The sequence below is a fragment of the Comamonas humi genome (genome assembly GCF_054782535.1).
On the sequence record NZ_BAAGSH010000016.1, the window covers coordinates 247,568 to 260,754 of the forward strand.

Consider the following 13,187-nt stretch of genomic DNA (forward strand, 5'->3'; position numbering starts at 1 on the left):
TCACTTCTCCCGGTGGTGGATCAGGCCCAGCACTTCCTCGCGCAGGCGAATGAAGTCGGGGCGCGACTTGACGGCGCGCGCGTCGTTGCTTTCGAGGAATTCGTGCGAGAACGGCAGGTCTTCGTAGACGTGCGAAACGCGCCCGGGGCTGGGGCTCATCACCACCAGCCGGGTGGCGAGGAACAGGGCTTCCTCCACCGAGTGGGTGATGAAGAACACCATCTTCTGCGTGGCCTTCCAGGCCTTGAGCAGGATCTCCTGCACCTGCTCGCGGGTGAAGGCGTCGAGCGCGCCCATGGGCTCGTCCATCAGCAGCAGCGCCGGGTCGTTGGCCAGCGCGCGCGCAATGCCCACGCGCTGCTGCATGCCGCCCGAGAGTTCGTACACGGCGCGCTGCGCATACTTCTGCAGGCCCACCAGGCCGAGCTTTTCCTCGGCGATCTGCAGGCGCTGGGCCTTGTCCATGCCTTGCAGGCGCAGGCCAAGCGCCACGTTGTCGCGCACGTTGAGCCAGGGCATGAGCGCATGCTTCTGGAACACCACGCCGCGGTCGGCGCCGGGGCCGCTCACGGGCTGGCCGTCGAGCAGGATGGCACCGGTGGACGGGGCGAGGAAGCCCGCCATGCAGTTGAGCAGCGTGGTCTTGCCGCAGCCCGAGGCACCCAGGGCGACGACGAAGTCGCCGCTCTGCATGACCATGTTGACCGGGGCGAGCGCCTGCAGCGTGCCCCCCTTGACTTCGTAGTTGACCGTGAGGTCGCGGATTTCCAGTTGAGGCACGGGGCTACCCTCCTCTCCAAGGTGATGGGGATCGAGAGGCGGGGCGCCAGGCCCCGCCCACTTTGAACACGTTCCGGGGCCTTACTTGCCCAGGGCCTTGCGCACGTACACGTCGGTCACGTTGCCGGCGTAGCTGGGCTTGGCTTCCTGGATGCGCCCCTGCGACTTGAGGAACACCGCGGTGTTGCCCATGGCCTGGGCCACGCCGCCGCCCAGCCAGTTGGCGCCCAGCTGGTCCTCGGCGCTCGGGAAGCGGTACAGCGACATGGCGGCCGGCACGTCCTTGGGGTCGGCGCGCGTCCACTTGGCCACGGCCTTGATCTCGGGCGAGTCGGGCGTCCACTGGGCCAGGTTGTCGCGCACCTGGGCGCTGGCGCGGTTCAGCGCCTTCACGAAGGCCACCATGAAGGCCTCGTTCTCGGCGGCCCACTTGGCGTTGACGGCGATGGCCTCGAAGGTGGGGAAGCCCATGGCGCCGATGCTGCCCGAGGTGGCGATGACCTTGCCCTTGGCCTTGATCTTGGCCAGCACCGGGTCCCAGATGAAGGTGGCGTCGATGTCGCCGCGCTCCCAGGCCGCGGCCACTTCCGGCGGGCGCATGTTCAGCACGTCGACCTTGCGGGCGTCCACGCCTTCCTTGTTCATCGCCGCGATCAGCTGGTAGTGCGCGGTCGAGACGAAGGGCACGCCCACGCGCTTGCCCACCAGGTCCTTGATGGAGTTGACGTTGGTGCCGTTGCGCGACACCAGCGCCTCGGCGTCCGCGATGTCGGCCGAGACCCAGAACATCTTGATGTCCTGCCCCTGGCTGGCGGCGGCGGTGAGCGGGCTGGAGCCCACTTCGCCCATCTGCACGTCGCCCGAGCTCATGGCGCGGATGACGTCGCCGCCGCCCGAGAACATGCGCCAGTTGATCTTGTAGCCGGTGGCCTTCTCCACCTCGCCGGACTCCATGACCAGGCGCAGCGGCACTTGCATGTCCTGGTGCGCGAAGGTCACGGTCTTGGATTGGGCGTAGGCGGCGCCGGTCAGGGCGATGGCGGCTGCGGCCGCGAGGGCCTTCAATGCATTGCGTTTGGTCGATCCCATGTTTGTCTCCTGATGTAGATATATGAATGCGGGAAAGGGGAACGGGCGGCCTTCAGGGCCTGGCGGTCATAGCACCTCGTCTTTCAGGTAGTACCACTTGTAGAGGAAGCGCTGCCCGAAGCGGCGGAACGGGGCGAAGACCTCCGAGGTCACCATCTCGCGCACGTTGGGGAAGGGCAGGCGGTCCTGGAAGATGGGCAGGTCGAAGGCGCCATCGGGCTTGCCGGCGATCAGCATGGCCAGGCGCCGGCCGGCCTGGGCCGAGTACATGACGCCGTTGCCGCCGTAGCCCAGCGCGTAGTAGATGGACTGCTTGCTGTCGGGCTGCACGATGCGCGGCATCATGTCGTGGCTCACGTCCACCCAGCCCCAGTACGAGTACTTGATCTCGACGTCCTTGAGCGAGGGGAACTTGCGCACCAGGTCGCGCTCCAGCATGTCCTGGTAGTGCGGGTCGGGCGCGGCGCGGCCGGTGATGGCGCTGCGGCTGCCGATCTGCAGCGTGCGGTCGGGCATCAGCCGGTAGTAGTGGCGCAGCACGCGGGTGTCGGTGAAGAACTGCGTGGTGTGGATGCCAGCCTCGCGGATCTCGGCCTCGGTCAGCGGCCGCGTGGCGATCGAGTTCGACAGGATGGGCAGCAGGCGGTTCTTCAGCTCCTTGTGCAGCGTCTGCGAGGTGTAGCCGCCGGTGGCCACGCCCACGGCGCGCGCCCGCACGGTGCCGCCGGGGGTCTTGAGGTAGTGGATGCCGTTCCTGGTCTCCCAGCCGATGACGGGGCTTGCCGGATGCACCCGCGCGCCCAGGGCGCGGGCCTTGCGCAGGTAGCCGAAGGCCAGCTTGGCGGCGTGGATGCCTATGCCCTCGGGCTCGTGCATGGCGCCGGCGCATTCATGGTCGTTCACCCAGTCGCGGCGCACGGTGGCGGCGTCGTAGATCTTGGCGTCGTAGTTGAAGGTCTCGCGTAGCAGCTTGGCCTCTTTTTCGAGCTTGGGCATGACGCTGGGCTTGTGCGCGAGGTACCAGTGGCCGCCGGGCTGCTGCTCGCAGTCGATGTCGGCGGTCATCTGCTTGAAGTACTCCATCGCATCCACGCACTCCTGGTGCATGCGCTGGGCGGTGTCCATGCCCCAGCGGGCGATCCACTGCGAGCGCGACAGCCGGCCCGATGCGCACTGGGCCTGGCCGCCGTTGCGGGTGCTGCAGCCCCAGGCGGCGCGGTTGGCCTCCAGCACGACGGCCTTGATGCCGTGGTCGCGGGCCAGCGCGATGGCGGCGTTCAGGCCGGTGAAGCCCGAGCCGATGATGACCACGTCGGCATCCATGTCGCCCTGCACCGGGCCGTCGTCCGGCGGCGGCTCGCCGGCGGTGCCGATCCAGTAGGTCGGGGCATAGTCGCGGCCGTGGCCGGGGGAGGTGTCCACCAGCGGGTCGTAGCCGGGGTCGTAGCGATCCCGGGCCGGCGTGGCCAGGGATGGGAAGGTGGTGTTGTCGGGCATCGCGGTGCTTTCTGGGCTGGGGAGCGGGACGGCGAGGCCTTACTTGGCAGCGGGCTGGGCGGGACGGTTCTTGCGGAACGCGTTCTTGATCGCGATCTTGCCGTTGTGGAACGTGAACACGTCCACCATGCGGGCCTCGACCCGGCTGCCGTCCTTGGCGGTGCCCACGAAGGTGGACTCGGAGACGCCGCGGTTGCCGGAGACGAAGTGGTCGCCGTCCAGCCATTGCGCGTCGGGGAAGTTGAGCCAGGCGGCCTCGAAGCCCTTGCGCACCTCGTCGCGGCCGGTGTAGGTCAGGCCCAGCAGGTCGGGGCCGCCCACGGCGTGGAACGAGCAGTCGTCGGCCATGAAGCCCATCAGCGCCTCGATGTCGTGGTCGTTCCAGGCCTGGTTGAAGGCCACCAGCATCTGGATTTCGGGGGATTGGTTCGATGACATGTAGCAGGTCCTTCCGTGCGGAGGTGGATGAAAATGATCTGGATGTCAGCGTATGCCTTTGCCCGCAATACGCTTAGGTCCAGCCATCTTCAATTTTTGGTACCACCTGCGCGGCCTGCTGGTAAACCATGGCCCGCCCGGGGGCCGCCCCGCGGAAGAAAGCCTAGCTGCCGGCCCGCTGCAGCTCGAGGTAGGCGGCGCGCAAGGCCTGCACGCCCGGCTCGATGTCGGCCACGCTGATGCAGGTGAAGCCCATGCGGAAGAAGCGCGCGTGGTCGGCGCTCTGGTGGCCTTCGAGCTGGTTCATGAAGAACACGTCGCCCGGCTCGATCAGCACGCCGTGGTGCTCGGCCACCTCGCTGAGCCGGCGCGCATCCAGGCCCGGCGGCCCCTGCACCCACAGCGCCGAGCCGCCGCTCACGGTACTGGCGCGCCAGTCGGGCAGGTGGCGCTGCATGGCCTCCTTGAGGGCGGTGGCGCGCAGCGCGTGCTCGGCCGCCAGCTTGCGCAGCAGGGTGTTGTGGTGCCCCAGCCCGATGAACAGCGCCAGCGAGCGCTGGCCGTAGGCGTTCGGGTGGCGGATGTTGAGCCGCCGCAGCCCGCGCAGGGCGCGCACCAGCTCGGCCGGCGCCACCACGTAGCCGATGCGCAGGCCCGGCGCGAGGCTCTTGGACATGCTGCCGATGTAGATCACGCGGCCGTCCCGGTCCATGCTCTTGAGCGCGGGTATCGATTCGCCGGCCCAGCCGTCCTCGGTCTCGTAGTCGTCCTCGATCACCACGAAGTCGGACTCGCGCGCCATGGCCAGCAAGGCCTGGCGCCGCGGCATGCTCAGCGTCACCGACGTGGGGCACTGGTGGCTGGGCGTGACGTACACGTACTGCTGGCCGCGCATGCGGTTGTTCACCACCACGCCTTCCTCGTCGACCGCCAGGCCGGTGAGGTGCACGCGGCGCTGCACGAAGATGTTGCGCGCATCGGGGTAGCCCGGGTCTTCCATGCCCACGCACACGCCCGGCTCCATCAGCAGGTCGGCCAGCAGGTACAGGCCCTGCTGCGAGCCCACGGTGACGATGATCTCGTCCTCCTGCGCGTGGATGCCGCGCATGGTCAGCAGCCGGGTGCGGATCTGCTGGATCAGCGCCGGGTCGTCGCGCAGCAGCATGTCCTGCCCCCACTCGGAGGATTCGAGCAGGTTCAGCGTGCGCAGGCAGCACAGGCGCCAGTCCGCCAGCGGGAACAGGCGGGCGTCGAACTGGCCGTACAGAAAAGGGTAGCGGTAGTTGCGCCAGTTGCTGCGCTTCTCGATGTTGCGCTGCGTGCTGGGCCGAAAGCGGATGCGCTTGTCCCAGTCCGGCTCGATGCAGACGGGCTCCGGCTGGGGGTCGTGGGGGGCGGCCGGCGCGGCAGGCGCAGCGGTGGGCCCTGCCGGGGCCGCGGCGCCCTTGCCGGGCAGCGTCTCGGCCACCCAGTAGCCCATGCGCGGCTCGGCGCACAGGTAGCCCTCGTCCACCAGCTGCTGGTAGACGATGATGACGGTGTTGCGCGACACCTGCAGCGCGCGCGACAGGTCGCGCGTGGAGGGCAGGTAGGTGGAGGGCGGCAGCATACCGTCCAGCATGGCCGCCACCAGCATGCGGCGCACCTGCGTCTGCAGCGATTGCGAGGGGTCGCGGTAGGGCGCCCACAAGGCCGCCCACAATGCACCATCGACCTTGCCATGTTCCGTCATTTCAGTTCTCCTTGGCGCTTCGCAGGGGACTCCCCATCTCAGTTGTTCCACCTCGCCGAACGCAGCCCATGTTCCATGAAACTGGCGCAGCCCCATGTGCGGGCACCGAGGAAGGGCCGCCCCGCACCGAGGGTGCCGTCCCCCTCCCGCGAAGCGAGAGAGGGGGAAGCGGCGCAGCCGCTCAGGGGGTGCCTCACCTCAGTAGCCATGCCACCAGCGCCATGAACACGGCGATGAACACCGTCTCGCTGATGAGCAGGGCAATGGGCTGCCAGCCCAGCTGCACGATCTTTTCGAACGAGGTCTTGACGCCCAGTGCGGCGATCGAGATCACCAGCGCCCAGCTCGAGGTCTCGTTGGCCGCGTGCTGCACCGCCGGCGGCACCCAGCCCATGCTGTTAGCGATCACCAGCAGGATGAAGGCCACCAGGAAGAAGGGCAGCACCGGCTGGCGCTTGGCCGCATGGCCGCCATGGGCCATCGAGGCCGCCACGTCGGCGCGGAAATATAGCGCAAGCACCAGCACCACCGGCACCAGCATGGCCACGCGGAACATCTTCGCCAGCGTCGCCAGCTTGGCCACCTCGGGCGAGACGATGTTGCCCGCGCCCACCACCTGCGCCACGTCGTGGATGGAGCCGCCGAGGAACAGGCCCGCCTGCGCGGGCGACAGGCCCATGGTCTTGACCCACAGCGGGTAGAGCACCATCGCCGTGGTCGACAGGCTGGCGATGCCGATCGCGGTCATCAGCGTGTAGCGCTCATTCTCCTCGTCCTGCACCATGGTCGACGAGATGGCCATGGCCGCCGAGATGCCGCAGATGCCGGTGGCGCCGCCCGACAGCAGGCCGAGCTTGAAGGGCAGGCCCAGCGCGCGCGCCATGACCAGGCCGAACGCGATGGTCAGCATCACGGCGCCGGCCAGTGCGCTGATGCCGGCCAGCCCCAGGTCCGCGACGTCCGCCATCACGATCTTGCAGCCCAGCAGGGCCACGCCGAAGCGCACCAGCTTCTTGGCCGCGAACTCCACCCCGTCGCGGCAGCGCTCGTTGTCGGACAGGAAGTGGAAGGCCACGCCCATCAGCAGCGCATAGAGGAATTTGGGGCCGCCGTAGTGCTCGGACACGAAGGTGGCCGCCAGCGCCACGACGATGGCCAGCATCAGGCCGGGAACCAGGGCGGACCACCCCTGCATCCGGGTGGGCTGGGGCGATGGTGCGGCGGTGGAACTGGGCATGCGGGGCCTCGTGAAGTGCGGGGGGGACGGAGGGGGAAGCGGGCGAAGGCGGGCGTCAACCACGCATCGATGGGCTGAATAATACATTTATTGGACTTTTTTGTCTCGTTTTTTTAAAATCAAAGACGCCTCTCCGTGGGAGGCGCCCTTTTTGTCGACGCCACACCGGTTACGCCCGGCCCCTGCCATGACCGCCCCCGCCAGCCTCTCGCCCGTGCAACTCGTCCGTGTGGATGAAGTGTTCGGCTTCGCCTCCTCGCTGAAAGTCCATGCGCTGGCCGAGCCCAGCGACCTCACCCCGGCGCGCGACCCGGACTACCAGTTCGACCCCGAGGTCACGCTGGCCCTGCTGGCGGGCTTCGAGCACAACCGCCGCGTGCTCATCCAGGGGCTGCACGGCACCGGCAAGTCCACCCACATCGAGCAGGTGGCGGCGCGGCTGAACTGGCCCTGCGTGCGGGTCAACCTCGACGGCCACATCAGCCGCATGGACCTGGTCGGCAAGGACAGCATCGTGCTCGACGAGGGCCAGCAGGTCACCCGCTTCCAGGACGGCATCGTGCCCTGGGCGCTGCGCCAGCCGATGGCGCTGCTGTTCGACGAGTACGACGCCGGCCGGCCCGACGTGATGTTCGTGATCCAGCGCCTGCTCGAAAAGGACGGCCAGTTCACGCTGCTCGAGCAGAACCGCGTGCTGCAGCCGCACCCGCAGTTCCGCATCTTCGCCACGGCCAACACCGTAGGCCTGGGCAACACCACGGGCCTGTACCACGGCGTGCAGCGGCTCAACCAGGCGCAGCTCGACCGCTGGAGCCTGGTGGTGCAGCTCTCGTACCTCCAGCCCGAGGTGGAGGAGCGCATCGTGCTGGCGCACGTGCCCGAGCTGGGCGACGAGCGCGGGCGCCTGACGGTGCAGCGCATGATCGCGCTGGCCGCGCTCACCCGCGCGGGCTTCGCGGCGGGCGACGTGTCCACGCTGATGACGCCGCGCACCGTCATCACCTGGGCCGAGAACCTGCGCTTCTTCCAGGACGTGGCCCAGGCCTTCCGCCTGACCTACCTCAACAAGTGCGAGGACGAGGAGCGCATCCTCGTGGCCGAGTATTTCCAGCGCTGCTTCGATGCCGAGCTGGCCGAGTCCTGCGCGCACGGCCCCCACAGTGGGCGCCAGCCGGCGGCCGCCTGACATGGACGCGCCCACCACCGCTGCGGCATCGCCCCCGCCGCTCAGCCCGCCGGCCCGCGCGCGCCGCCAGCAGAAGCTCGACCACCTCACCGCCGCCGCCTTGCGCGCGCTGGCCGGCAATCCGGCGCTGGGCTTTCGCGCGCCGCACGCCTGGCGCGGCGGCGAGCCCATGGCCTGGATGCCGCCGCACCTGCATGGCGGCGAGGAAGACGGCCTGCTCACCTACCGCGCCATCGCCGACAGCCTGGCGCTGCGCGAGCGCCTGGGCGACCGCGAGGCCCATGCGCTGCATGCGCCCGACCCGGCCTGCGGCGCCGTGCTGGCGCGCATGCTCTACGAATGGTTTGAGCACCTGCGCGTCGAGGCGCTGGCGCCCGAGACCCTGCCCGGCAGCGCGCACAACCTGCGCCGCCATTTCGAGGACTGGAGCCGGCGCTACCACGACTCGCCGCTGATCGAGACCCGCCTGGGCCTGCTGCTGTTCTCGGTCAGCGTGTCGGTGTGGTCGCGCCTGTCGCGCACCGCGCCCGAGGAGCAGCTGCAGGACACCATGGAGAGCACGCGCGCCGGCCTGGCCGAGCTGCTGGGCGGGCCGCTCTACGCGATGAGCCGGCACCTGAACGAGCCGGCGCGCTTCGCCCCGGCCTCGGCGGCGCTGGCGAATGCGGTGGCCGCGCTGGCCACCGAGGCGGCGCAGGGCGCGGGCGAGCGTGAGTCGCGCCGCGTCGGCAGCTGGTCTTCGTCGTTCTACCTCTGGTTCGATCCCTCGCCCAAGGACGACGACGCGCTGCCGCTGGCGCCGGCTGGTGCGCAGCGCCTGCTGCCCGCCGATGCCGACCGCTACCGCGTGTTCACGCCGCAGTTCGACCAGGAGCGCGTGGCCTCGGAGCTGGTGCGCGCGGCCGTGCTCGACGAGAACCTGCTGAAGCTGGAGGACAGCCTGCGCCACTGGCAGCCGCCGGTGCGCCGCCTGGCGCGCGAGCTGGCGCTGACGCTGCAGCGCCCCGAGCGCGACGGCTGGCTGTTCGACCAGGAGGCGGGCCGCATCGACGGCCGGCAGCTGCCGCGCATCGTGACCTCGCCGCACGAGACGCGGCTGTTCAAGATCGAGGCCGAGCAGGCCAAGGTGGACGCCGCGCTCACGCTGCTGATCGACTGCTCGGGCTCGATGAAGGCGCACGCCGAGCAGGTGGCGCTGTTCGCCATGGTGCTGGGCCGCATGGCCGAGCTGGCCCAGGTGCCGTTCGAGGTGCTGGGCTTCACCACGTCGAGCTGGAACGGCGGCAAGGCGCGCGCGCTGTGGCAGAAAAAGCGCGCCGGCGCCGATCCGGGCCGCGTGGCCGATCGGCTGCACCTCGTGCTGCAGCCCGCCGGCATGCGCGCGCGGCGGGCCCGGCGCGAGCTTGCGTCACTGCTCAAGGCCGATCTCTACAAGGAAGGGCTGGACGGCGAGGCCATCGAGTGGGCCTGCGAGCGCCTGCACCGCGAGGGCGCGGCGCGGCGCGTGCTGCTGGTCATGTCCGACGGCTGCCCGACCGAGACCGCCACCCACCAGCTCAACGCGCCGAACTACCTCGAGCACCACCTGCGCGACGTGGTGGCGCAGCAGGAGCGCGGCGGCGTGGACATCATCGGCATCGGCATCGCGCTCGACCTGTCGCCGTTCTACCCGGTCAACCTGCCGGTGGAGCCGGATGCGCTGCTCAAGACGCGCACGCTGGCCTCGCTGATGCGGCTCATGCGCCAGGGCGCGCGCCGGCGCTGATTCAAAAAAGAGAGCTTCTGGCGCTCGTCATTCTTGGTTTTCAATGGGTTTTCCATTGAAAAACCAATAACAATAAGCGCTAGCAGCTATTGTTTTTATACAGCCGGCGTGCGCGCCTGCGCGATGAAGGCCTGCAGGTAATCTGTCGCCAGGTCAGCCTCGCGCACGCCCAGGTGGATCTGCTTGGCGATGCCGCGCGGCCCCAGGCGCACGGGCACCACGTCCATGCGCGCGGCGTATTCCTGCACCAGCCAGCGCGGCAGCGCCGCCACGCCGCGGCCGCTGGCCACCATCTGCAGCATGATGTCCGTGGTCTCGATGGTCTTGTGGCGCTTCGGGCCCACGCCCGCGGGCAGCAGGAACTGGTTGTAGATGTCCAGCCGGTCGGTGGCCACCGGGTAGGTGATGAGCACCTCGCGCGCCAGCTGCTGCGGCCTGGCGTAGGCCGCGCCCGCCAGCGGGTGGCTGCCGGCCACCACCAGCACCTGCTCGTAGTCGAACACCGGCTCGAAATGCAGGCCGGGCTTGAACAGCGGATCGGGCGTGACCAGCACGTCGATCTCGTAGCCGAACAGCGCGCCAATGCCGCCGAACTGGAATTTCTGCTTCACGTCCACATCCACGTCGGGCCAGGCCGCGAGGTAGGGCGACACCACCTTCAGCAGCCACTGGTAGCAGGGGTGGCACTCCATGCCGATGCGCAGGCTGCCGCGCGCGCCATCGGCAAACTGGCGCAGCCGCTCCTCGGCCAGGTCGAGCTGCGGCAGCACGCGACTCGCCACCGCCAGCAGGTACTGGCCGGCCTGCGTCAGCCGCAGGCTGCGGCCCTCGCGCAGCCAGATGGCCGTGCCCAGCTGCTGCTCCAGCTTCTTCATGCTGTGGCTCAGCGCCGACTGGGTGACGCACAGCACCTCGGCGGCGGCCGTCAGCGAGCCCTGCTGTTCGACCTGCTGCACGATGGCGAGATGGATGCGCTCGAGCATGGTGTATGAATAGAACTAATGGATACGTGAGATAAAACCATTTTACTTCATGGGTTGGCTTGCCTACGATGCCGCGATTCCCCGTTTTTCGAAGGCACACCATGACCGTCATCCACAACCTCGGCTTTCCCCGCATCGGCGCCCGGCGCGAACTCAAGTTCGCGCTCGAGGCCTACTGGCGCGGCGCCTCGTCGCGCGAGCAACTGCAGGCGCTGGGCGCCGAGCTGCGCCAGCGCCACTGGGCCGACCAGCAGGGGCTCGACCTCGTGCCCGTCGGCGATTTCTCGTTCTACGACCAGGTGCTGGACACCAGCTTCCTGCTCGGTAACCTGCCCGGGCGCGTACAGGGCTTCCATGGCGATGCGCTGGACAATTACTTCCGCGTGGCGCGAGGCCGTTCGGCCGCGCATGACGACTGCTGCGGTGGCGCAAACCATGGAAAGCACGCCGGCGACGGCGTGCAGGCCGGCGAGATGACCAAGTGGTTCGACACCAACTACCACTACATCGTGCCCGAGTTCAACGCCGGCACCGCTTTCCAGCTCGACGCCTCGCGCCTGCTGGCGCAGCTGGCCGAGGCGCAGGCGCAAGGCGTGAAGGCCAAGCCGGTGCTGATCGGCCCGCTGACGTATCTCTCCATCGGCAAGGCCAAGGACGGCTCGGACAAGCTGGCGCTGCTGGAGCGCCTGCTGCCGGTCTACGCCGAGCTGCTCGAACTGCTGGCCGCGCAGGGCGTGGAGTGGGTGCAGGTCGACGAGCCCATCCTCGTCACCGAGCTGGATGCGGACTGGCAGCACGCCTTCAACACCGCCTACCACCACCTCAAGAGCAGCCGCGTGAAGATCCTGCTGGCCACCTATTTCGGCCCGCTGCACGAAAACCAGTACCTCGCCGCCAACCTGCCGGTGGCCGGCCTGCACATCGACGCGGTGCAGGGCGAGGTCGAGGTGCTGCCCCTGCTCGGCCTGCTGCCGGCGCACAAGGTGCTGTCGCTGGGCGTGGTCAGCGGCCGCAACATCTGGAAGACCGACCTCGCCGCCGTGCTCGCCTGGCTGGAGCCGCTGGCCGTGCGCCTGGGCGATCGGCTGTGGATCGCGCCCTCGTGCTCGCTGCTGCACGTGCCGGTCGACCTGGAGATCGAGCAGCAGTTGGATGCCGAGGTGAAGTCCTGGCTGGCCTTTGCGCTGCAGAAGCTCGATGAGCTGCGCGTGCTCGGCCGGGCGCTGCGCGAAGGCCGTGAGGCGGTGCAGCAGGAGCTGGCCGCCAACGCTGCCGCGCTGGCGGCGCGCCGCAGCTCGCCGCGCGTGCACAACCCGGCGGTGCAGGCGGCGGTGGCGCGCATCGATGCCCGGCTCGGCCGGCGCGAGAGCGCCTATGCCGAGCGCGCCCGCAAGCAGGCCGCGCAGCTGCAGCTGCCGCTGTACCCCACGACGACGATTGGCTCCTTCCCGCAGACGGCCGACATCCGCCATGCGCGCAGCGAGTTCAAGGCCGGCCGGCTGGACCAGCGCGGCTACCAGGCCGCGATGCGCGCCGAGATCGCGCGCAGCGTGCGCGAGCAAGAGGCGCTGGGCCTCGATGTGCTGGTGCATGGCGAGGCCGAGCGCAACGACATGGTCGAGTACTTCGGCGAGCAGCTCGACGGCTATGCCTTCAGCCAGTTCGGCTGGGTGCAGAGCTATGGCTCGCGCTGCGTCAAGCCGCCCATCCTGTTCGGCGACATCCGCCGCCAGAACCAGGGCACCCAGGCGATGACGGTGGAGTGGACCGTCTACGCGCAGTCGCTCACCGGCAAGCCGATGAAGGGCATGCTCACCGGCCCGGTCACGCTGCTGAACTGGTCCTTCGTGCGCGACGACCAGCCGCGCGCCGCGTCGTGCCGGCAGCTCGCGCTGGCGATCCGCGACGAGGTGCTCGACCTGGAGCAGGCCGGCGTGCGCGTGATCCAGATCGACGAGGCCGCGCTGCGCGAGGGCCTGCCGCTGCGCCGCTCGCAGTGGAAAAGCTACCTCGACTGGGCCGTGGAGTGCTTTCGCATCAGCGCCAACGGCGTGCGCGACGAGACCCAGATCCACACCCACATGTGCTATTCGGAGTTCAACGACATCATCGCGTCGATTGCGGACATGGATGCCGACGTCATCACCATCGAGACCTCGCGCTCGGACATGGAGCTGCTAGCTGCCTTCGACCACTTCGACTACCCGAACCAGATCGGCCCCGGCGTCTACGATATCCACTCGCCCAACATCCCGACGCGCGAGCACATCGTGCAGCTGATGAGGAAGGCCGCCGGGCGCATCCCCGCCGAGCGCCTGTGGGTCAACCCCGATTGCGGCCTCAAGACCCGCCAGTGGGCCGAGGTGCTGCCGGCGCTGGCGCACATGGTGCAGGCGGCCAAGGAGCTGCGCGAAACCGCATGAGGAAGGTTGGGGCGCGAAGGAGCATATCCAACCAACCAAAAAATCGTTCGCGGCGGC

Annotated in this window: 10 protein-coding genes; 3 read left to right on the top strand and 7 right to left on the bottom strand. The window is 69.0% G+C overall.

The annotated features are described in order from the left end of the window. The 6 genes from ACYVKR_RS17025 to ACYVKR_RS17050 form a co-directional block, all read right to left on the bottom strand. Nucleotides 1–780 carry a taurine ABC transporter ATP-binding protein gene (locus tag ACYVKR_RS17025; RefSeq protein WP_460482128.1) on the bottom strand — a complete coding sequence of 260 codons (780 nt, stop codon included), beginning with the start codon at nucleotides 778–780 and terminating at the stop codon, nucleotides 1–3. A gap of 81 nt (nucleotides 781–861) precedes the next feature. Next, nucleotides 862–1,869, bottom strand: coding sequence for a taurine ABC transporter substrate-binding protein (gene tauA / locus ACYVKR_RS17030; protein WP_460482129.1), 1,008 nt, complete (start codon nucleotides 1,867–1,869; stop codon nucleotides 862–864). Nucleotides 1,870–1,935: 66 nt separating this feature from the next. Continuing rightward, nucleotides 1,936–3,366 carry an NAD(P)/FAD-dependent oxidoreductase gene (locus ACYVKR_RS17035; RefSeq protein ID WP_460482130.1) on the bottom strand — a complete coding sequence of 477 codons (1,431 nt, stop codon included), beginning with the start codon at nucleotides 3,364–3,366 and terminating at the stop codon, nucleotides 1,936–1,938. A 39-nt stretch (nucleotides 3,367–3,405) separates the two neighbouring features. After that, nucleotides 3,406–3,804 (bottom strand): nuclear transport factor 2 family protein, encoded by a 399-nt coding sequence (locus ACYVKR_RS17040; RefSeq protein ID WP_460482131.1) that lies wholly within the window; start codon nucleotides 3,802–3,804, stop codon nucleotides 3,406–3,408. Nucleotides 3,805–3,967: 163 nt separating this feature from the next. Then, on the bottom strand, nucleotides 3,968–5,536 hold the full coding sequence (locus ACYVKR_RS17045) for an aminotransferase-like domain-containing protein (RefSeq protein ID WP_460482132.1): 1,569 nt from the start codon (nucleotides 5,534–5,536) through the stop codon (nucleotides 3,968–3,970). A 193-nt stretch (nucleotides 5,537–5,729) separates the two neighbouring features. Beyond that, nucleotides 5,730–6,773, bottom strand: coding sequence for a YeiH family protein (locus ACYVKR_RS17050; protein ID WP_460482133.1), 1,044 nt, complete (start codon nucleotides 6,771–6,773; stop codon nucleotides 5,730–5,732). 187 nt (nucleotides 6,774–6,960) lie between these two features. On the opposite strand from ACYVKR_RS17050, the gene ACYVKR_RS17055 reads away from it, so the two are divergent. Both ACYVKR_RS17055 and ACYVKR_RS17060 read left to right on the top strand, forming a co-directional pair. Beyond that, entirely contained in the window at nucleotides 6,961–7,959 is a 999-nt protein-coding gene (locus ACYVKR_RS17055; RefSeq protein ID WP_460482134.1) for an AAA family ATPase, read from the top strand. A 1-nt stretch (nucleotide 7,960) separates the two neighbouring features. Then, entirely contained in the window at nucleotides 7,961–9,724 is a 1,764-nt protein-coding gene (locus ACYVKR_RS17060; RefSeq protein WP_460482135.1) for a cobaltochelatase CobT-related protein, read from the top strand. A gap of 95 nt (nucleotides 9,725–9,819) precedes the next feature. Here the strand turns inward: ACYVKR_RS17060 and ACYVKR_RS17065 are convergent, their stop codons facing one another. Continuing rightward, nucleotides 9,820–10,707 carry a LysR family transcriptional regulator gene (locus ACYVKR_RS17065; protein WP_460482136.1) on the bottom strand — a complete coding sequence of 296 codons (888 nt, stop codon included), beginning with the start codon at nucleotides 10,705–10,707 and terminating at the stop codon, nucleotides 9,820–9,822. Nucleotides 10,708–10,808: 101 nt separating this feature from the next. Here ACYVKR_RS17065 and metE point away from each other — a divergent pair, with 101 nt between their 5' ends. Next, entirely contained in the window at nucleotides 10,809–13,130 is a 2,322-nt protein-coding gene (gene metE, locus ACYVKR_RS17070) for a 5-methyltetrahydropteroyltriglutamate--homocysteine S-methyltransferase (RefSeq protein WP_460482137.1), read from the top strand. Nucleotides 13,131–13,187 lie beyond the last annotated feature (57 nt).